Raw genomic sequence first — 21,387 nt, 5'->3', positions numbered from 1 at the left:
ATTTTTAACCCACTTTTTAATCCAAGAAGTGCGCGATGAGGCTATATATCGTGCTCTTCTTGGGTGATTTCATCTAGGCTTAAACTAAAGCTAGGCACATAAGCGCGCATAAAATAATCCACCTCTTGTGAGTGATAATCTTTTAAAATTTTGTCTAGGCGTTTTTTAGCTAACACAAATTCTTGATTGCCCGCTGAGAGTTCTTCTAAGGTTTTCAGATAAGCACATATCACATCAGCCGCTTTGATGATGAATGCTTCACTTTCATCTTGACCTTCATGTTGAATAAGAGATGCATAATCTTCTTTGAAGTCTTGAGGAGCCATATCGATCAGCTTTTGCTCTGCTATTTTTTCGATTTTTTTATATTCAGTCTGAATGGCTGGATTGTAATATTTAACTGGGGTCGGTAAATCTCCCGTGAGCACCTCTGAGACATCATGGAACATCGCTTGAGTTGCAATTTTATAGGGGTTAACGGTGCCGTTAAAATACTTATTGCGGATCAATGCCAATGAGTGCGCAACCATAGCAACTTGTAGGCTGTGCTCTTGCACATTTTCAGTACGTACATTGCGCATTAAAGGCCAGCGGTTAATAAGCTTCATGCGGGCTAGATGGGCAAAAAAGTGACTCTTTTGTGGGGTGCTCATAATGTAGGATCTGCCTGACGGTAGTGTTTAAAGAAATTGGCGATACGTTCAATGGCTGGGCGTAGCACATCAATGTGAGGTAAGAAGACTAAACGAAAGTAACAGCCGTCGGTTAAATTAAATGCCTTGCCGTGCACAAGCAGCACCTTTTCACTGCGCAGCAAGTCCATGATCATTTGCTCATCACTGGTAATATTAAATTTCTGTGCATCTACTTTAACGAAACAGTACATTGCACCTTTAGGAGCGACGCATTCAAGCCCATCAATTTCATTGAGTAGGGTTGTGGCAAGGTCTCTTTGCTGTTTTAAACGCCCACCGTCGGCAATTAAATCATTGATGCTTTGATAGCCGCCTAAGGCAGTTTGAATTGCGTGTTGGCTAGGTACGTTAGCGCACATACGCATCGATGAGAGCATGTTTAAGCCATCGATGTAATTGCTGCCTAGCGCCTTTTGACCACTGACCACTAACCAACCTGCACGGAAGCCTGCAATACGGTAGTTTTTCGATAAGCCGCCAAGAGTGATAAAAAATATGTCATCAGCGAGGGCAGCAATACATTGATGCTGCGCGCCGTCATAAAGGATTTTGTCGTAAATTTCATCACTAAACACCATTAAGCCGTGCTCACGAGCGAGTTCAGTTATTTGTAATAGCAGTGCTTTACTGTAAACCGCCCCAGTTGGATTATTTGGATTGATAAGTACTAAGGCTTTTGTGTTAACCGTGATCTTGCTTCTGATGTCATCAATATCAGGCTCCCAGCCCGAATTTTCGTCACACCGATAATGCACGGGATTACCTGATGACAGGCTAACGGATGCCGTCCAAAGGGGGTAATCTGGGCTAGGCAACAGTACTTCATCGCCGTCATCAAGCAAGGCTTGCATTGCCATTACTATCAATTCACTTACGCCATTACCTATGTATATGTCATTTACTGAGATATTTTTGATTTGCTGTTGCTGATAATACTGCATGACAGCAACACGGGCAGGGTAGATCCCTTTTGACTCAGAATAACCTTGTGATTTAGGCAGATGATGTATCACATCCTTCAAAATGTCATCGGGCGCCTCAAAACCAAAGGGAGCAGGGTTACCAATATTTAGCTTTAAAATACGGTGACCTTCATCTTCCATTTTCTGTGCTTGTTCTAATATTGGGCCCCGAATGTCGTAACACACATTATCGAGTTTTCTAGATTTGTTAAAAGTACGCATGAATTAAACTAGCTGACGGTAAGTGGCAGCAAGAGTAATACAGGGTAATAGGGGATGTTAAGTATAAATGTGTGTTCTGTGCGCTTTATCAACATAAAAATACCTAACGGGTGGTATCAGCGCTATATAAGGAGGAGAACGAGAACCTTCGGTTGGCTCTCTCGCAATACGCGATTGTTTTTTAATTGTTAAATAATAATGAACAGTTCGATCTTTTTACCTGACAAGTTGAGTATATAGGATTAATCTAAAAGAGCAGTAAGACAAAACAGACGATAAATTTCTTTCTTAGTTTGGAGTATCTCTCTATGTCACAATCGTTTAAAGACGCCCCTCAAAATGCGATTACTGGAAGCCGAATCGCCCGAGTCATACCGTGCAAACAATTATCGCTCTCTGACCCTATAGCCTGGTTAAAACTTGGATTTCAAGACGCGATGCGTGCACCTATTTTAACCTTAGTGTTTGGTGTCTTTTTTGCGGCTATCCCGTGGTTTATTACCTACTTAGTTGAGTTAACCGGTTGGCATCTGGTCATAATGCCGGCCATTGTGTGCTTTATGTTAATCGGCCCTTTTTTAGCGGCGGGTCTTTACGACATAAGCTGGGAGCTTGAAAAGGGGCATAAACCTTCTTTATGGCACAGCATTAAGGCGGTGAAACGCAATGCAGTAAATGAGTGGGGTTTGGGCATACTACTTATGGTCCTCATGATTTTCTGGTTACGTATTGCGTCTTTGATCCATGCTTTATATCCGCCTTACTTAGATGAAAACTACGCGAACTTGTTACCCTTCTTAGCCCTCGGTGGTGTAATAGGGGCAGGTTTCACGTTACTGGTGTTTTTCTTAAGTGCATTTACCCAGCCGATATTGATGGAGCGTAAAGTCGACTTAGCCACTGCTGTACTGTCCAGTATGAACACCGTATGGAGCAATAAAATCCCTATGTTGTTCTGGGCAAGTATTATTTTTATGGCCGTGCTAATTGGCTTTGCAACGCAGTTCTTTGGTTTTATCATCCTCATGCCCATCATTGGTTATGCTACGTGGCATGGTTATATTGATAGTATTGAAGTAAAACGCAAACGCTTGTACGCCTAACGAAACCTTCTGCATTTTTGGCCTCAATATACTGCCATGTATATCGGGGCCAGGTTCAAACCTCATAATTTCAACTGCTAAAATTGTTTATTAGAACAACGGTTTTTAATCGTTGTTGATTAAAAGCGGATAATCATCATGTTTTCGCGATTTAATTAGAATAGCTATCCCTTCTTTTGTTAAATTCACTCCAAATTTGGAAACGCCCCATCCTAGTATTTACACTAGCATTAACACTCAAGTAACAACTTTCAAACATGGTCAATCATGGCGGTGTTGAGGAACGTTAAAGAGGGTTTATGGTGAACGAAAGAAATCATCTCTCAGATGTGGGGATAAGCCACAAAGTTAATATCATTGGTAAAGGTACAGTCGATCTGCCGATGCTACAAATTTTGCAGCCTGACGGTAGCGTACATGACGATGCAGATATGCCTGACTTAAGCAGGGATGAAGCACTGAAAATATTCAGGACCATGCACTATATAAGGGTGCTTGATGAGCGCATGGTTGGCGCACAGCGCCAAGGTCGCATCAGCTTTTATTTAGCCTGCAGTGGTGAAGAAGCGTCGACTATTGGCAGTGCTGCGGCGCTGAGCGAAAACGATATGATCATGTCCCAGTATCGCGAGCAAGGGGCACTGGCGTACCGAGGCTATCGTACAGAGCAGTTTATGAATCAAATGTTCAGTAACAAGCTTGACCCTAATAAGGGACGACAAATGCCAATACACTACGGTGATAAAGCGCTTAACTTTATGACCATTTCGTCCCCCTTAGGCACACAGATTCCCCAAGCTGCTGGCTATGCTTACGGACAAAAAATGGCAGGCAATGAAGCTCTTACTATTTGTTACTTTGGTGAAGGCGCTGCTTCTGAGGGGGATTTTCACGCCGGGCTAAATATGGCCTCAGTGTTAAATTGCCCAGTGATCTTCTTCTGCCGTAACAACGGCTACGCGATTTCTACCCCTGCTAGTGAGCAATTTAGTGGAGATGGCATTGCTTCGCGCGGTCTAGGGTACGGAGTTAAAACTATTCGTGTCGACGGCAATGACGTATTAGCCGTTTATTTGGCAACGCAAAAAGCACGAGAAATTGCGCTTAAAGAAAACTGCCCTGTATTGATAGAAGCCATGACCTATCGTTTGGCAGCCCATTCTACCTCTGATGACCCTACAGGCTACCGTTCTAAAGAAGAAGAGCAAAAATGGCGTGAGAAAGATCCCGTTCAACGCTTTGAAAACTGGATGAAAAGTAAAGACTGGATTGATGAAGCAGAACATAAGCAATTCGTTGAACAAACCCGCCAAGACGTGTTAGCAGCGATGAAAAAAGCCGAGCAAGTGGATATTTGCGAGATAGATGATTTGATTAACGATGTATACGACACGCCGCCATGGCACTTACGAGAGCAATTAAGCCAATTAAAACAACATATTCGTTTGTACCCAGAAGCCTATCCAAAAACGGCAGGGAGAATCAATCATGATTAAAATGAATATGCTACAAGCAATCAACAATGCGCTCATTACCGCTATGACTGAAGACGAGAAGGTCATGGTATTCGGTGAAGATGTGGGGCATTTTGGTGGGGTATTTAGAGCCACAAGCAATCTTCAGCACCAATTCGGCAAAGGTCGCTGCTTTAATACGCCCTTAACTGAGCAAGGTATCATTGGCTTTGCAAACGGGCTGGCGTCACAAGGCTCAGTGCCGGTGGCGGAAATTCAGTTTGGCGATTATATTTTTCCAGCGTTCGATCAAATTGTGAATGAAACCGCTAAGTTTCGCTATCGTTCCGGTGGGCAATTTACCTGCGGCACGTTAACCATACGTACGCCATATGGTGGCGGTATTGCAGGAGGCCTATATCATTCACAATCACCAGAGGCCTTTTTCGCGCATATTCCTGGTATGAAAATCGTTATTCCACGTAATCCGTATCAAGCGAAAGGCTTGTTATTGGCTTCGATTCGAGACGACAACCCCGTTTTATTCATGGAGCCAAAGCGTTTGTATCGTGCGTCGGTTGGCGATGTGCCTGAAGAGGATTACGAGTTACCTCTGGGTAAAGCTGAAGTCGTCAAAAAAGGCGATCACATTACATTGCTTGCTTGGGGAGCCCAGGTTGAAGTCATTGAAAAGGCTGCTGAGATGGCAGAGAAAGACGGCATTTCTTGTGAAATAATCGATTTGCGTAGCATCTTGCCATGGGACGCGGAGACCGTAAGTGAATCAGTCAAGAAAACCGGTCGACTTCTTATCAACCATGAAGCGCCTCAAACGGGTGGTTTTGCCAGCGAAATATCTGCCACTGTCCAAGAGCGCTGTTTCTTATACCTTGAATCTCCTATTACCCGAGTGTGCGGGTTAGACACGCCTTATCCTTTGGCACACGAAAAAGAATACATGCCGGATCACCTAAAAACCTACGAAGCGATTAAACGCTGCGTGAATTTTTAACCACTGATATCGAGGAAAGATGAAATGAAAGACTTTATTTTGCCAGATATTGGTGAAGGAATTGTAGAGTGTGAATTATTGGAATGGTTAGTATCAGAAGGCGATATCATCGTTGAAGATCAACCGGTTGCAGAAGTCATGACAGACAAAGCCACAGTGCAAATACCCGCTATGTACAGTGGCACCGTTAGAAAGTTGTACTACAAAGCAGGTGAAATTGCTCAGGTGCATAAACCTTTGTTTGCCTTGGATATTGAGGGGCAAGAAAACAGCCCGTCTACTGATGTACAAGAGCACGCAAGTAATACTGAGCACAGTGATGCTGACGACTACGTCAGTACATTAGGCGCAAACCAGAGCACAAATACCACGTCAGGCGTCAAAGCAAACGACAGTAACCTAGAAACATTTATCTTACCGGATATCGGCGAGGGCATTGTCGAGTGTGAACTGGTTAAATGGTTAGTCAGTGAAGGTGAAGAGGTCATTGAAGACCAACCCGTTGTTGAGGTCATGACTGATAAAGCATTAGTGGAGATACCCGCTAAGCACAATGGCACAATTGTCAGCCTTTGCTATCAACAGGGTGATATCGCTAAAGTCCACTCTGCTTTATTTACTATGCAGGTTGAGGGCGCACAAGGCCAACAGCAGACACCTTCGAAAGACACAACACAGAAGGTGACAGCACCAGAGCCTACGTCTCAAACGCAGGGCAGCACGTCAGCTAATTTGGCAACAGTAAATCACAAAGTATTGGCTAGCCCAGCTGTAAGACGCGTGGCGCGAGAGCAAGACATTGATTTATCAAAGGTACAGGGCACAGGGGATAAAGGACGCATTTTAAAATGCGATTTAACTCAACAGCGAAATGAAAAAAGCGCTGATAACACTAAAGCGCACAGTGAAACGCACAATGCGACGCAGCGTAATTTGCAGGGTGCGACACGTGTTGAGCGTATTAGTGGAATTAAAGCGGCAATGGCCAAACAGATGGTACACAGTGTTGCTACCATTCCTCACTTTACCGTCAGTGAAGAAATTCAAATGGATGCCTTGATAGCACTTCGCGCTCAGTTAAAAGACGACTTCGCCGAACAGGGTGTAAAATTAAGTTTTATGCCGTTCTTCATTAAAGCCTTGTCTATGGCGTTAAAAGCGTTTCCGATTATTAACAGTCAAGTTAACGCTGATTGTACTGAGTTGACCTATTTCAATGATCACAATATCGGTATGGCAGTTGACGGTAAACTCGGATTGATGGTGCCAAATATCAAAGACGTGCAAGATATGTCGATATTCGATATTGCCAAACGCGCTGCCGAGTTGATTGAACAGGCAAGAGAAGGTCGCCTAAAAACGCAAGACCTGACAGGCGGGACGATCAGCATTTCAAATATTGGCGTATTGGGCGGTACGGTAGCTACACCTGTGATCAATCACCCAGAAGCCGCGATTGTCGCACTTGGCAAAATGCAACGTTTACCGCGTTTTGATGAGAATGATAACGTTCACGCGGTGAACATTATGCATGTCAGCTGGTCTGGAGATCACCGCATTATCGATGGCGCTACCATGGTGAAATTCAATAACCTTTGGAAGTCATACATTGAGCAACCGATGAAAATGTTAAGCACATTGCGCTAATTCATCGCGTTAATTCGCAACGACACGAGTTGCAGAATAATTAATAAAGCCCGCCTCGAGCGGGTTTATTTTTGCTTAACACCAGTGACAAGGTAAACTAGCGGTCTAACGCTTAACAAGCCAATGACGTATTGTGTCATCAAGGAGTCAATCAGTTGTTTAGTTATCGCCACGGCTACCATGCGGGTAATCATGCAGATGTGTTGAAGCATATCTGCCAGATGTTGATCATCGACAAGTTAAAACAAAAAGACAAAGGCTTCACCTATATCGATACGCACAGTGGTGCGGGCTTATATGATTTAACATCAGAACAATCCCTGAAAACCAATGAGTTTAAACAGGGTATCTCTAAACTGGCTGATTACGCTGGTGTACAAGAGACGATCTTGGCCTATCAAGAACTCACGAGTCAGTATGTAAAATGCCATCAGTATCCAGGATCGCCAGAAATTGCGCGCATGTTAATGCGTGAGCAAGATAAACTGCACTTAATGGAATGGAACAACCAAGAGGTCATTAACCTTAAACGGCAAATAAAAGGCCCGAACGTTTCTGTGCATCACAGGGACGGATACGAAGGGCTTATAGCCTTGACGCCACCAGAATTAAAACGTGGTCTAGTGCTAACCGATCCATCCTATGAAACCCCCGAAGATTACCAGTTAGTCGTTGACTCCATTAGCAAGGCTTATAAGCGTTGGCCCACAGCAACTTACGCTATTTGGTACCCACTGTTGTCAAAACGTGATGCATCACAAAGTGAGGGGTTTGAACGCGCCACTACTAAGCACAAAAAAAGTCAAAAAATGCTTGAAGCACTTTCTCAGCAAGACTTTAAAAATGTACTGCAGGTAGAATTAGCAGTACAAGACCCCGATACCTTTGCAGGAATGTATGGCTCTGGTATGGCGATTATTAATGCACCTTGGCAACTTGATGTGCAAATTAATGATTGTTTAGCCGAAGCTACCCCAGTAATGGCACAGAGCAAACAAGCGTCATTTCAAGTGAATTGGCTGGTGGAAGAAGCGTAAGGCTGACAGCAAAATGGTTGCCCAAACTGATCTTAAACATTTCTATATTCCAGATGAGCAATCTATTTATTTGCTCTCTCATAAGGACGCGAAAAAGCTAAAAGACTGGTTCAAATTGTGTACAGAACAACTTGAACGTCTTGGCTATCAAGAGATTGAACTAATAGGAAAGGGGGCTTTTGGCTTTGCGTTTGCGGGTAAGCCCAGTTATGACACAAGCAAGCAATACGTATTTAAGTTTTCCCGGGCCAATTTACCACAGCACGTACAAGACCGCCTTGAGGAAGAGGCCTACATGCTTGGACATGTGGCGCACCCTTATGTACCCAGCCTGATCGAATTTCAACGGATCAAAAAACAATCTATCTTAGTCATGCAGCGGGCTACAGGTAAGGATATGGAAAAAATATCACTGGAACTAGGGCCTCTGTCGCCAAGATTGGTCGTAAAAATTGCTGTTCAATTGGCAGATATATTACAAACGCTTCGCGCATTTTCTGAAAATGGTCAGCCAAAGCCGATTGTTCATGGGGACGTTAAACCGTCAAATATCGTGTTTGATCCACTCACTGAAAAGGTCGGTTTGATTGACTGGGGGTCATCGGTTTTTGCTCAGCTTGATGCGCAAGGAAATTACTTAGCCAATAATGTGATGGATTTAATGTCCAGTGATATGCAGCAAACCAATGCCCGCCTTGGTGATGTGTATTTCATTGGGCCTGAGCAGTTAAGCGGAAATTTGTCGTCGCCTCGTTTTGATGAGCAAGGTTTAGCCAGTACCCTGTATGCGTTAGCATCTGGGCAATCAAGTCGATTTGGCGCTCAAGTGATTAGGCCCAACGCCTTGGGTTTACCTAAAATGCTTGGCGAGATATTAACGGCTATGCTCAGTGATGATGCGCAAAAAAGAGCACAGGGTGGTGACTATCTACTGAATAATATCCAACATTTGAAGAATCTAGTGTTCAGCGCTGAAGACCCGCCCCAAGCTCCGGCGCTAATACCTGGTTGGAGCCATCAAAAATCCCGCGAGATAGACACAGTTGTTTACAGCTCACGAAAGTCATTTTTACGCGCCGAAGGTGAGCAAAGTACCGAGGAGTTACGCTACCTCAATGACGAACAGTTTGAGCGATATTACAAGAATTACTTACAAGGTATGGGAGAAACGGAAAAAGCCTTTATTTCTGAAGTAAGCCGCCTCGGCAAGTACCCTGTGGTAGGCGGATTAGCCGTGCGCTGGACACCGCAAGGGGTATATATAGATTCTAGTCTTAATGTTTACGACCCTAAATTAAAACCATCCTTTGACGCCACAGTGAACAATATTGTGACCTTAGCGCGCTCGATTCATCGAGTCGGTGTATTTAAAAGCTGTATGTTTAACGCGCGTGATACCTTACACATCGAGCGAGAAGATGAAAATACCCCCTTTGTCCCGTCATCAGATATGTGCATACCATATGAATTAAACAAGGTATCAGTACAAGAAGATCAAAGCCGGATGCATTCATATTTTGAAGATGGCGATGACCCTGATGAATTACTGACTTTGCCAGATGATCTTATGACGATTATTCATCAACTAAACGGGATACATCACACGGGGTGTATTATTTTTGAAGCGCTTCCCAAGCACTTAAAGATCCATAGCTATTACACCTTGCTGGATCATTCATCAGCAGATGAGTTTAAATATTTACTGAGTAAAATTATTGAGCTGGTGCCCATGATACAAGGCGTAGGCATGTCAGGGTTTATGAAGTTACCCTATAAAGATACGCGTTTTTTCGAGCATCAAGCTCATTTACCTGATAAATTTTACCCTAGAAACCCATATGCCGAGCGAGCAACGGGCTCGTAAGTTAAAAGCGACAACACACAATTTATTCATTTGAGAGATTATGAGCGATATTAAATTAGTAGATTTATTAACCTTAGAAAAAATAGAAGACGGGTTATTTCGTGGGCAAAGTTGGGACTTAGGTTTCAGGGCGCTGTTTGGTGGGCAAGTCATGGGGCAAGCCATCGCTGCCGCTCAGTTAACCTTACCTGAAGGGCGCGTAGCCCACTCTTTTCATGCTTATTTTTTATTGCCAGGTGACGCTAAAAAGCCTGTGGTATTTGACGTGCAAACCGTAAGAGATGGTCGCAGTTTTTCTACTCGCCGCGTTAAAGCGATTCAAAATGGTCGTAATATTTTTTATATGACAGCGTCATTTCAACAACCTGAAGCGGGGTTAGAGCACCAGTTTGCACAAATGCCTGATGTGCCAATGCCTGAAGACTTACCTCGCGACACCACCTTCGATGATCTGGATCCTGAAAAGTTATCGACGCGTATGCGCGAAGCCATTGGTTATCACAAACCACTGGATATGCGCTCGGTACAGCAAATTGACCCTGTTAATCCAGGTGTGCACGAACCTAAACGCTACATTTGGATGAAAGCAGAAGAGGCTTTAAACAGTAACGTTCATTTAAATCAGGCTATGTTGTCTTATGCGTCTGACTATCACTTTCTGTCAACGGCAATTCAGCCACATGGCGTGTCTGTTCGTGATAAGAACTTAATCATGGCGACTATTGATCATGCAGTATGGTTTCATCATCCGTTCGATTTTGACGACTGGGTATTGTACTGCGCTGAAAGCCCGTTTAGTGGTGGGTCGCGTGGCTTAGTGCGTGGCCAATTCTTCAATCGTCAGGGCAAGCTTGTTGCGTCAAGTATGCAAGAAGGCCTAATGCGTAAAATTTAGTTTAAGGAGTCGGTATGTTGTATTCATTAGGGAACGATAAGGTCACTGTCGGTAAAGATGTTTTTATTGCGCCGGGCAGTCACGTTATGGGCAAAGTGACCTTGGCAGACAACGCCAGCGTTTGGTTCAATGCAGTATTACGAGGCGACTGCGATGAAATAACCATTGGTGAGGGCAGTAATGTTCAAGATGGCAGCGTACTGCACACTGATTTTGGCGTGCCCCTTACGGTAGGTAAAGGCGTTACCATTGGGCATAAGGTGATGTTACACGGTTGCCAAATAGGTGATTTTTCCCTGATAGGGATCAACAGTGTGATTTTAAACGGTGCCAAAATAGGCAAGCATTGTGTTATTGGCGCAAATAGTTTGGTCACAGAAAATATGGATATCCCAGACGGGTCACTGGTGATGGGGTCGCCGGCGAAAGTAGTCAAAAACATTCCAGATGCGCAAAAGAAAATGCTTGAAGCATCTGGTCAACACTATGTTGAAAACGCCAAGCGTTTTATCGCAGAACTAAAAGTACAAGACTAGCAGATAAAAAAATGCTCGGACCATAAAAGCTGATCCGAGCTGAGGGGTATGGCTCATATGAGCCTTGCGCTAACTATATCCAATGTACAAATCAAGTGTAGTTTAGTTACGTACTTTTGCTAGGGCTTGTTGATTTTTACTGCAAAAATGTTTCGCCAAGATAATCTCGCCTTCATAAGACGCGCTTTCGTGCATTCACAAGAATAAATCCTGCAATTTTTTCTATTCACATTATTTATGTCGGTTATCGACCACTTGTTGCTAGCTTAGATCTAGGTAACATGGGAAACACATCAACAAACATAAGGCTTAGAATATTCATGACAGCGCAATTCAACACTTTTATTCCACCTGTTAGAACGTTGATGGGGCCGGGCCCATCAGATGTTGATCCTCGTATTTTGAACGCTCTTTCACGTCCTACGTTAGGGCATTTAGATCCCGCGTTTATCGGATTAATGGACGAAGTCAAAACATTGCTTCAGTTTGCCTTTCAAACTGACAATCAACTTACTATGCCTGTTTCTGCGCCTGGTTCGGCGGGAATGGAATCTGTTTTTGTTAACCTACTTGAACCTGGTGACAAAGTCATCGTCTGTCAAAACGGTGTTTTCGGTGGACGAATGCAGCAGAATGTACAGCGCTGCGGCGCAACGGCTGTAATGGTACAAGACACCTGGGGACAACAAACAGACTTGCAAAAAGTGGAAGAGGCCTTAAAGGCTAATCCAGATGCGAAAGCTGTAGCGTTCGTTCACGCTGAAACGTCTACTGGAGTGCGCAATGATGCCAAAGCAATTAGCGAACTCGCTAAGCGTTACGACTGCTTAAGTATAGTCGATGCCGTAACCTCTTTAGGCGGTATAGAGCTTGACGTAGACGGTTGGCAAATTGATGCCATTTATTCTGGCACTCAAAAATGTTTATCATGTGTTCCAGGATTGTCTCCAGTTTCCTTTAGTCACGCAGCTGTTGAGGTGATAAAAGCCCGTAAAACACCTGTGCAAAGCTGGTTTTTAGATATGGATCTTGTCATGGGGTATTGGGGGCAAGGTGGGAAGCGGGCTTATCATCATACGGCTCCCGTCAATAGCCTGTATGCCCTACATGAGTCACTACGCATTTTACACAACGAGGGGCTACAACCTGCTTGGCAGCGTCACGATGAAATGCATCAGGCATTAAAGTCGGGCCTTGAAAATATTGGTCTAGAGTTTGTGGTCGATGAAGCGTATCGCTTACCCCAGTTGAACATGGTAAGTATTCCAGATGGTGTTGATGATGCCGAAGTACGCGGTCAGTTGTTAAGTGAATTTGGCTTAGAGATTGGCGCTGGGCTAGGGGAGTTAGCAGGCAAAGTGTGGCGAATCGGTTTAATGGGTTACGGCAGTAATATGAAAAATGTTGATTACTGCGTTAGTGCGTTAACAAGCGTGCTTAAACGCTAAACTTACGCTGTTAAAAATACTGATAGCGAAAATGTAATTAAAAAAGTGCAGCCAAAGGGCTGCACTTTTCATGTTTAGATCTCACTTCTATTTCATAAGACGGCGTTTAAATAATTTGAAATTAACTTTCCACAAGGTTTTCAATTTATTTTTCAGGCTTTGTACTTTCCATGCTTCAAATGGTAAACGTTTGTGCGCAAGCGCTTGTTCAATCTCTGGTTTTAAGTGAAATGCCGCTATTGTGTTCCAAGGTATATTGTCAAACCCAAGAAACGTATTCACTTTGTTTTCCATGTGAATGACTGACATCCACATAGGCTTGGCGCGTACTGGAACAAGCGCTTTGATTTCACTCCATTGACCGTGACGCTCTAAAAACCATACTGTTTTTATCTCATCCGCTTTTTCAATTAGGCTTAGAAAAGGGTTATGTACGTGGGAACGTTTGGCAAAACGCACTTGAGGTTCAACTTGTAAGGTAAAGCCATCTACAAAATCAATAGCCATAAATTGCTGCTCAGCAAAGTGACTCTGTACTTCCTTAATATAATCTTGATGCAAACTATCATCATTATCGAGCCGAGATGTAATGACATAAGGTTGGGTTAAGCGTTGATTTATTTGGCGTCTGCTTTGAGGTAAGAACTCGTCCATTCCGTCTATATAGATAGGGGTGAATTGACTGAATGTTTGTTCTAGACGGGCTATCACACTACGAAATCTGTCTGGCGTAGTGGTGTCAAAGAACACAAGCCACGTAAAGTTTTGCTCCGTCTGTGCCTGTAACGAAGAAAAACAGTAGTCCTCAAACAGTGCTAAGCGATTCTCCATCCAGGTATCGGTCAATACTTGTTTGTTATGTTTTGACGTTTGCCAATCTTGCTTGCGTAAATTAAAGCGGGTAATTAAAAAATGCTGAAACATATCCCTACTAAACGAAAATTATTAAGGCCTTTATTGTACAACAAAGTGGTCCTCTACCACGAGAAAATCGGCTGAATTTATAGAGGGAACTGCAAAAAAGTAAAATATTGTTTAGTAGAATTCAAAAATAAATAAAACTGCTAAATATAAATATCTATTTTTCCTTCATATAAGTGCAAGCGCTAACTACGTCTATATATCACTATTTATAGTGGATTTCACTCACAAGAAACCTGCGAAACGCTTTTGTTATTGTTTTCATATCTTTAATTTGTACTTGTATTATGGTTGATATATGCTTGATTGATCAAATATTTATCAAGTGTGCGCGCTTGAGTTGTAGTTCAGATCTTACGCTACAATCGTTTACACTTATTAATCGGAGTATTTTATTGTGGACCAACTTCCTGCTTCTTTAGCTTTGCTGTTTTCACTATCAGGAACAGTGGGGAAATTATCTAAAAAGGCTGACCGCGCATTAGGTGTGCACGGGATAAGCTTGAGTGAGTTTATGGTGTTACATCACTTAAACTATGCGCAAAATCAGGTCATGAGCCGAACAGAACTTGCAGACGCAGTTAATCTTACTGCATCAGGGGTGACTCGATTATTGACACCGATGGAAAAAATTCACTTGGTTGAAAAAGAAAAAAACAATCGAGATGCGCGTGTCAGTTTAGTTAAACTGACATTTACTGGGCGAGATATATATAAGTATGCTTTTCTCAGTTGTAAAAATACATTTGATGAGGCAGTAAAAGATATTAGTCCTAAACAACTGTCTACCGTGCTAGAAGTACTAAATAAATTAGCGTAATAGCGAAGCGGTATGTTGAGCGCCTTTTCAATAAGGCACATAAAAAGATTTCAATGAAGGGTTTCTATGAGTATTTGTTTAACAGACCTAAATGTCGAATTTTCTTCAACATTTTCGCTGCACGGAATCAATTGGTCTGTCGAAAAGGGGCAGCATTGGGTCTTGGTTGGCCAAAATGGGGCAGGGAAATCCGCTTTAGCGGCTGTGCTAGCCGGTTATGGCGACATACAGCAGGGTACGTTAGTCAGTGATTTCGGCCACATCGAACTGGTCTCCTATGAAAGCCAGCAAGCGCTAATTGAACAGGAGCGAGAAAAAGATGCGGCAGACATACTGGACATAATCCCGGTTCCCACCAAAGTGTATGAATTACTCAGTGTTAGTGTGCAAAGTATTGATGAATTATTGAATTTACCCTTGTGTAAACGACTTATTGAACTGTTCGAATTTTCCCCTTTATTGACCCGTGATTTTTCCGCACTTTCCACCGGGGAAACGCGAAAATTACTTTTAATTAGAGCGTTAATTGCTGAGCCAGACTTACTGATTTTAGGCGAACCATTTGATGGTTTAGACAGCAACATGCAGCAAAAATTAGCTGAATTAATTACTGAGTTACATACAGATATTTGTATGGTTTTGGTCATCAATCGTTGGTCAGAAATACCATCATTTGTGACACATTATGGGTTGGTGTCGCAGGGGGGATTACAGTCTACTGTCACAACTGAAGATCAGATAGCTGTTGGTGATTTAGCGCGATTATTAACGCTTCAACAAACGTGTTTTTCACTTCCTGCGCCAGACTCAAGTGTTACGCGTAACTCATTTAAGCAAGGTGATACAATAGTTCGTTTGAATAATGTAGCGATTAAATATCCGCAAGGGGCAATCATTGAAGCACTGACATGGGAAATTAAACTAGGTGAACATTGGCAACTAAGTGGGCCGAATGGTTCTGGCAAAACGTGCCTTTTACAGCTTATTTCGGGTGATCACCCCCAGTGTTATGTGAATGATATTTTTGTCTTCGGTTTTAAACGCGGAAGCGGAGAAAGTATCTGGGATATCAAGAAAAATATTGGTTTTCTTTCAAATGCATTTCATCTTTCTTACCGCGTGAATTGCAGCCTACTTCATGCTGTGCTTTCGGGCTTTTATGACAGCATAGGTTTGTACCAACAACCGACAAAAAAGCAGATACATTTAGCCAAGCTTTGGTTAGCGCTTATTGGATTGGATGATCATGAAAGTACTCCTTTTCAGCAGTTATCCTTCGGTGATCAGCGCTTGGCATTAATTGTACGTGCTATGGTTAAACATCCTCCATTATTAATTTTAGACGAACCTTGTAATGGGCTCGACGAGATTAATCGTCAGCGTATTCTTGCGGTGATCGAAACCATCGCTAAATCTACAACCACTTCAATTATCTATGTGAACCATCATAGTGATGATGTAATTGCTGGCATCAATAATCATATTTTGCTCGAGGGTGATTCATCCCGTTCAAATGTGCGTTATGCTTGCGACACTTTTTAACAGGTGACGAAAATTAATAGATTAAGAAAAACGCGTTAACAGGACAGATATAACATGAGCGATATTTACGTAAGAGATGCGACCGAACACGATTTTGAACGGGTTGTTGAATTGAATCTCGCTGAGGTGGCGCATACTAGCGCTATGAATCAAGACGATGTCGCTAAATTACATAGCTTATCTGCGTATCATAGAGTGTTAGTTGTTAAAGGTACTGTTGCTGGTTTTTTGCTGGTAATGGGGCCGAACAGTCATTACATCAACGAAAATTATGCTTGGTTTAAAAATCATTTAGCGAACTATATGTATATTGATCGAATTGTGCTTGATGCTCGTTATCAAGGGAGGCAACTAGGCACTGTCTTATATCAAGATTTGTTTACATGGAGCAAAGCCCAAGGTGTTAATCATGTGGTTTGTGAATATAACCTTGTGCCACCTAATCCGCCATCAGCAAAATTTCATCAGCGATTAGGATTTAAAGAATTAGGCTATCAATGGTTATTGTTGAACAAAAGTCCATCGGTCGCCGTTTTTGATCACGCTGGGGTAAGTGCCCGTACCCATAAAAAAGTCTCAATGCAATGTTGTGACTTATCGCATACTTAAGTTAAGTTGCTATGTTAAAAGCAATACTGACATTATTTAGCCAGTTGATGGCCTCACATTTGTTTATTAAGAAAGGCCAATAGATGCAAAACATCGTTGACAGTATTTACCAGGAAATGCGCTCTCGCACTGACCGGGGTAAAGTAGCGAACTACATACCACAATTAGCCTGTGTTGATCCCAACCAATTCGCGCTCACAGTGGTAACTCCAGAAGGTAAGGTCTACAGCGCCGGTTGCGCAGATACCTTATTTTCCATTCAAAGTATTTCAAAGGTCTTTACCCTGACTATGGCGCTGGGCAAACTTGGCGACGCGCTATGGGCGCGGGTAGGTCGAGAACCGTCTGGCGACCCATTTAATTCAATTGTGCAGCTTGAACATGAAAGTGGAATACCGAGAAACCCGTTTATTAATGCCGGTGCTATCGCGATAGCTGATGCCATTATGGGGCATAATGAGCCCAAAGAAAGCCTTGCAGAAATATTACATTTTGTGCGTTTTGTGGCCAATGATGAAAGTATTTCAATAGACGAAAAGGTCGCGCAATCTGAAATGATGACAGGCAGCAGAAATGCGTCACTTGCACATTTTATGGCGTCATTCGAGCGTTTAGAAAATCCTGTCGAAAAAGTACTAGGAACGTATTTTCATCATTGTTCAATTTCGATGACCACGGAACAACTCGCCAAAGCCGGCTTGTTTCTAGTCTCTAACGGCACAAATCAAAGTACTGGTAGTCGTGTTGTGCCTGAACACCGGGCCCGGCGCATAAATTCACTGATGTTAATGTGCGGTCATTATGATGGTTCTGGGGAGTTTGCCTATCGCGTTGGATTGCCCGGTAAAAGTGGCGTTGGTGGGGGGATCCTAGCTATCGCTCCAGGTAAAGCATCAATTGCAGTCTGGTCTCCGGGTTTAGACAAAATAGGTAATAGTAAATTGGGCACCGAGGCCCTCGAAATGCTGGTGCATGAAACTGGTTGGTCCATTTTTGGCCATTAAATCATTACGTTTTATAAAAATAGTAGATAAAATAACAAGATACGGGTTTTAGTAATAAACATGCTAACCCGTTGCGGGTTTTATTATGTGTACTTAGGAATTTCCCATGCCCCATCAACGTTACTTTTATCAGCCTCATCTAGGGCATAACCTTAAACATAATCCTTTTAACGCCATTATCGCTCCTCGACCGATTGGTTGGATATCCACCAAATCCTTATCTGGTGACTTAAATTTAGCGCCTTATAGTTTTTTTAATGCCTTTAACTACCACCCACCGATAATCGGTTTTTCCAGTATCGGCTATAAAGATACTGTGAAAAATATTCAAGAAAGTGGCGTGTTCTGTTGGAACTTAGTCTCTGAGTCGCTTGTAGATGCGATGAATCAAACCAGCGCGACGTTACCAAGCACACAAAGTGAATTTGATTTTGCTGGTTTAGCAATCGGCAAATCGAACGTAGTTGATGTCCCACATGTCGCTAACAGTCTTTGCGTGTTCGAGTGTAAAAAGACACAAATTATGCAACTGACTGAAGCAGACGGAAAATTGGTCGATACATGGATGGTAATGGGGGAAGTTGTGGGGGTCCATATAGACAACTCACTAATAGAAGAAGGTATCTACAACACCGCATTAGCAAAGCCCGTATTGCGCGCTGGCGGAGCAGGAGATTATTTTAAAGTGAACTCTGAGCAGAAATTTACCTTAAATAGACCATAATAAAGAAGCTAAGGCAGAAAATTGATATAGAGGAATATATGGAAATTATCAGAAGTAAAAAATTTACCGCATCACTTCCTTGGGGATCAATGAAAATCGCTAATATGAACGGCATTACCACCAAGCTGCATTGGACAAACGAACCTTATCGCTGGCATGTAAACGAGGGGCAAGAGGTTTTTGCCGTGCTCGATGGCATGGTCGAAATGCAGTACATGAAAAATGGCATCGTTCACACCAGCTTGCTCAATCAAGGTGATGTGTTTTATGCAGATGAGGGAACTGAGCATGTTGCAAGCCCTGTGGGTGAGGCCCGTATTTTAGTGATTGAAAGCGAAGGCAGTATATAACCATTCCAACCTATATTGCCCGGATCGACTCAACGATCCGGGCAATACTTACCTAAACATATTCTTTTAAAAAGGCGAACATCACTTTTAGTGCTGCTTCTATATCCGGTACATCTATCGCTTCTGCTGGGTGATGACTTAAGCCTTTTTCACAGCGCATAAACATCATGGCCACAGGGCAAACTGCTGCCATTGCCATAGTGTCGTGTCCTGCGCCTGACGCAAGCGTAAAAGGCGGTGTGTCCGTCTCCTCAAATGCGTTTAGCAATTGCAGTTGTAAATTTTCGTCGCATTTTACAGCAGGCGCTTGGTGTGTGGGCGTAATATCCATTTGGATACGTCGTGTCTCAGCGATACCCTTTAATTCATCGATGATAAGCTTAAGCGTCTCATCACGTAGGGCATCATCGATACTACGAATATCCAGACTGAAGGTGGTCGCCCCTGAAATAACGTTAACCGCCCCGGATAAACACTTAAGATGCCCGACAGTAGCAACAATACCCTTTTCTGTGGCTAAACGTTCAATCGCTAAAATCATTTCGCTTGCAGCCGCTAGGGCATCTTGGCGCATCGGCATAGGTACTGTGCCTGCATGTCCTGCTAAGCCTTTCAAGGTGATAGAAAAGCGTTTTGCTCCGGCAATACCATTGACCACACCAACAGCGAGATCGTTTTGCTCTAGTACTGGGCCCTGTTCAATATGGAACTCGAAAAAATCATCGACATTGGTTTCTTGGCGAGACGCTTTTTTCACTTCACTGATATCAAGCCCAGCATCAATAAATGCTTGCCTAAGTGTTATGCCATTTTCATCCGATAAATCATTCCATTTTTCTTGCCACGTGCCTGCAACCGCGCAACTGCCTAGCAATGTCGCGCCAAAGCGTGTGCCTTCTTCATCGCCAAAACCGACTAACTCGAGATGAAAAGGCAGCTCGATGTGATGATCATGCAAGTAGTGAATTAAGCTTAACGGGGCTAACACGCCTAAGATCCCATCGTACTTACCGCTGTTAGGCACTGTGTCTAAGTGGCTGCCAATAACGAGCGTTTTCGCGTTTGGAGCTTTACTTGGATAACGACCCCATTGGTTAGCAGCTGCATCTTGCCATGTTTCCATGCCTGCTTGTTCCATCCACTGGGCAACTTGGCGGTTGGCTTGTAAATGTTCAGGTGTAAGATACTGCCGATTAATACAATCAGGATCTTGACTGAAATGTGCGAGCACATCACAGCGCTCGTATGTTTGAATAGCGTAGGGGGCTAATGTGGTCATTAACCTTTCCCGTTGTACACAGTAAATGCACTGTCAATTGCTTGGCCAGGTTGCAGCGTATGGCCTGCTCGGCGAAGCAAGGTCTCAAGTGACTGCAAGGTATGCAGTACCGTGTCTTGGCGAGCGTTGTAGCCCATGGTACCAATGCGCCAAATTTTACCGTGCAGTGGGCCAAAACTCGTGCCGATTTCAATATTGAAATCATGAAGCAATTGCTGGCGTATCTGCTCACCATCGACACCATCTGGTATATAGACACCCACAACATTGTTCATCTTATGTTTTAAATCACCAAAGGGTTTCAAGTTCATCCCTTGAATACCGGCTAACATGGCATTGCCGTGTAACTCATGGCGTGCAATAGAGGCATCAACGCCTTCTTCGAGTAAATTAATTGCGCACTCGCGCGCACAATAAAGCATAGAGGTGGCTTCTGTGTGATGGTTTAAGCGTTCCTCGCCCCAATAATCCAGGATCATGGGGATATCGAAGTAATTAGAACGAATGCGGCTTCCTGCGCCGGCATTATGGTGCTCTGCTTTGATACCGGCTTCAATATGTTGACGCCCGCGAACTAACTCCACGTAGCGCTCACTGAGGGTGATAGGTGCACTGCCACTGGGCCCACCTAAACACTTTTGCAAACCAACCGACACTGCATCGAGTTGCCATTTATCGGTCTCAAACGGATTCCCGCCAATGGAGGCCGTTGCGTCTGAATAAAAAATTACATCATGACGTCGGCAGATTTCTCCGATATGTTCAAGAGGCTGCAGCATCGTGGTAGATGTGTCCCCCTGAACTAAAGCAAGTACTTTAGGCTGCACGCGCTTAATTGCGTCTTCAATTTGCTCTGGTTCGAATACTTCACCCCAGGTGGCTTCAATGCAATGCACGTCAGCCCCAGCTCGCTCAGCAATTTCTTTGAGCAAATGGCCAAAACGACCAAAAATAGGCACGAGCACTTTATCGCCAGGTTCAATACAAGAAACCAAAACCGCTTCTATCCCAGCGCGTGATGTTCCATCGATCAACAGCGTTGCCTGATTTTTAGTGACAAATACATCTCGATATAAACTCATCACTTCGTTCATGTAGCCAGTCATCACTGGATCGTATTGGCCAATCAGTTGCGTTGACATGGCGTTCAATACCCGGGGATAACAGTTAATTGGTCCGGGGCCCATTAAAAGGCGCGGAGGGGGAGTAAGGTGTTTCACTATGCGTTGCGCTCCAAGGTATTAAAAAGAAAAATTAAACTAA

General features: G+C 43.4%; 20 protein-coding genes. 15 read left to right on the top strand and 5 right to left on the bottom strand.

Features of this window, described 5'->3' with window-relative positions:
• Nucleotides 1-41 precede the first annotated feature (41 nt).
• Nucleotides 42-653, bottom strand: a complete 612-nt coding sequence (yfbR, locus tag GCHA_RS18905; RefSeq protein WP_007991196.1) for a 5'-deoxynucleotidase — start codon at nt 651-653, stop codon at nt 42-44.
• Complete coding sequence (locus GCHA_RS18900; protein WP_007991193.1) at nt 650-1,879, bottom strand: pyridoxal phosphate-dependent aminotransferase; 1,230 nt, start codon at nt 1,877-1,879, stop codon at nt 650-652. The genes yfbR and GCHA_RS18900 overlap by 4 nt, the downstream gene beginning before the upstream one ends.
• A gap of 308 nt (nt 1,880-2,187) precedes the next feature.
• On the opposite strand from GCHA_RS18900, the gene GCHA_RS18895 reads away from it, so the two are divergent.
• The 9 genes from GCHA_RS18895 to GCHA_RS18855 all read left to right on the top strand — a co-directional run bounded on the left by GCHA_RS18895 (nt 2,188) and on the right by GCHA_RS18855 (nt 12,875).
• The gene (locus GCHA_RS18895) at nt 2,188-2,982 is read left to right on the top strand and encodes a DUF2189 domain-containing protein (protein WP_007991191.1); all 795 of its coding nucleotides are present in this window, start codon (nt 2,188-2,190) and stop codon (nt 2,980-2,982) included.
• 299 nt (nt 2,983-3,281) lie between these two features.
• Nucleotides 3,282-4,478 (top strand): thiamine pyrophosphate-dependent dehydrogenase E1 component subunit alpha, encoded by a 1,197-nt coding sequence (locus GCHA_RS18890; RefSeq protein ID WP_007991189.1) that lies wholly within the window; start codon nt 3,282-3,284, stop codon nt 4,476-4,478.
• The gene (locus GCHA_RS18885; RefSeq protein WP_007991187.1) at nt 4,471-5,448 is read left to right on the top strand and encodes an alpha-ketoacid dehydrogenase subunit beta; all 978 of its coding nucleotides are present in this window, start codon (nt 4,471-4,473) and stop codon (nt 5,446-5,448) included. The genes GCHA_RS18890 and GCHA_RS18885 overlap by 8 nt, the downstream gene beginning before the upstream one ends.
• A 24-nt stretch (nt 5,449-5,472) precedes the next feature.
• Nucleotides 5,473-7,095: a dihydrolipoyllysine-residue acetyltransferase gene (locus GCHA_RS18880; RefSeq protein ID WP_007991186.1), complete on the top strand. Its 1,623-nt coding sequence runs from the start codon at nt 5,473-5,475 to the stop codon at nt 7,093-7,095.
• A 155-nt stretch (nt 7,096-7,250) separates the two neighbouring features.
• Nucleotides 7,251-8,132: a 23S rRNA (adenine(2030)-N(6))-methyltransferase RlmJ gene (locus GCHA_RS18875; RefSeq protein ID WP_007991182.1), complete on the top strand. Its 882-nt coding sequence runs from the start codon at nt 7,251-7,253 to the stop codon at nt 8,130-8,132.
• 13 nt (nt 8,133-8,145) lie between these two features.
• Nucleotides 8,146-9,996, top strand: coding sequence for a protein kinase domain-containing protein (locus tag GCHA_RS18870; protein ID WP_007991180.1), 1,851 nt, complete (start codon nt 8,146-8,148; stop codon nt 9,994-9,996).
• A 40-nt stretch (nt 9,997-10,036) separates the two neighbouring features.
• Entirely contained in the window at nt 10,037-10,891 is an 855-nt protein-coding gene (locus GCHA_RS18865; RefSeq protein ID WP_007991178.1) for an acyl-CoA thioesterase domain-containing protein, read from the top strand.
• A 14-nt stretch (nt 10,892-10,905) separates the two neighbouring features.
• On the top strand, nt 10,906-11,427 hold the full coding sequence (locus GCHA_RS18860) for a gamma carbonic anhydrase family protein (RefSeq protein WP_007991176.1): 522 nt from the start codon (nt 10,906-10,908) through the stop codon (nt 11,425-11,427).
• A 320-nt stretch (nt 11,428-11,747) separates the two neighbouring features.
• Entirely contained in the window at nt 11,748-12,875 is a 1,128-nt protein-coding gene (locus GCHA_RS18855) for a pyridoxal-phosphate-dependent aminotransferase family protein (protein WP_007991174.1), read from the top strand.
• Nucleotides 12,876-12,962: 87 nt separating this feature from the next.
• Here the strand turns inward: GCHA_RS18855 and GCHA_RS18850 are convergent, their stop codons facing one another.
• Nucleotides 12,963-13,799: a glycosyltransferase gene (locus GCHA_RS18850; protein ID WP_007991173.1), complete on the bottom strand. Its 837-nt coding sequence runs from the start codon at nt 13,797-13,799 to the stop codon at nt 12,963-12,965.
• Between the two features lie 394 nt (nt 13,800-14,193).
• Here GCHA_RS18850 and GCHA_RS18845 point away from each other — a divergent pair, with 394 nt between their 5' ends.
• The 6 genes from GCHA_RS18845 to GCHA_RS18820 all read left to right on the top strand — a co-directional run bounded on the left by GCHA_RS18845 (nt 14,194) and on the right by GCHA_RS18820 (nt 18,845).
• Nucleotides 14,194-14,616: a MarR family winged helix-turn-helix transcriptional regulator gene (locus tag GCHA_RS18845; protein WP_007991172.1), complete on the top strand. Its 423-nt coding sequence runs from the start codon at nt 14,194-14,196 to the stop codon at nt 14,614-14,616.
• Between the two features lie 66 nt (nt 14,617-14,682).
• A complete protein-coding gene (gene modF / locus GCHA_RS18840; protein ID WP_007991171.1) occupies nt 14,683-16,158 on the top strand; it encodes a molybdate ABC transporter ATP-binding protein ModF in 1,476 nt (491 codons plus the stop codon).
• 54 nt (nt 16,159-16,212) lie between these two features.
• Nucleotides 16,213-16,767 (top strand): GNAT family N-acetyltransferase, encoded by a 555-nt coding sequence (locus GCHA_RS18835; RefSeq protein WP_007991170.1) that lies wholly within the window; start codon nt 16,213-16,215, stop codon nt 16,765-16,767.
• Between the two features lie 83 nt (nt 16,768-16,850).
• Complete coding sequence (locus GCHA_RS18830) at nt 16,851-17,771, top strand: glutaminase (RefSeq protein ID WP_007991169.1); 921 nt, start codon at nt 16,851-16,853, stop codon at nt 17,769-17,771.
• Nucleotides 17,772-17,877: 106 nt separating this feature from the next.
• Entirely contained in the window at nt 17,878-18,495 is a 618-nt protein-coding gene (locus tag GCHA_RS18825) for a flavin reductase family protein (RefSeq protein ID WP_007991168.1), read from the top strand.
• Between the two features lie 38 nt (nt 18,496-18,533).
• Nucleotides 18,534-18,845, top strand: coding sequence for a cupin domain-containing protein (locus GCHA_RS18820; RefSeq protein WP_007991167.1), 312 nt, complete (start codon nt 18,534-18,536; stop codon nt 18,843-18,845).
• Nucleotides 18,846-18,897: 52 nt separating this feature from the next.
• Here the strand turns inward: GCHA_RS18820 and GCHA_RS18815 are convergent, their stop codons facing one another.
• Together GCHA_RS18815 and GCHA_RS18810 are read right to left on the bottom strand one after the other, a co-directional pair.
• Nucleotides 18,898-20,124, bottom strand: coding sequence for an allantoate amidohydrolase (locus tag GCHA_RS18815; RefSeq protein WP_007991166.1), 1,227 nt, complete (start codon nt 20,122-20,124; stop codon nt 18,898-18,900).
• Complete coding sequence (locus tag GCHA_RS18810; RefSeq protein WP_193362837.1) at nt 20,124-21,311, bottom strand: pyridoxal-phosphate-dependent aminotransferase family protein; 1,188 nt, start codon at nt 21,309-21,311, stop codon at nt 20,124-20,126. Before GCHA_RS18810 ends, GCHA_RS18815 begins: the two co-directional genes overlap by 1 nt.
• Nucleotides 21,312-21,387: the final 76 nt, after the last annotated feature.

Source organism: Paraglaciecola chathamensis S18K6, assembly GCA_000314955.1.
GTDB lineage: Bacteria > Pseudomonadota > Gammaproteobacteria > Enterobacterales > Alteromonadaceae > Paraglaciecola > Paraglaciecola chathamensis.
This window is presented reverse-complemented; position numbering and strand designations above follow the sequence as displayed.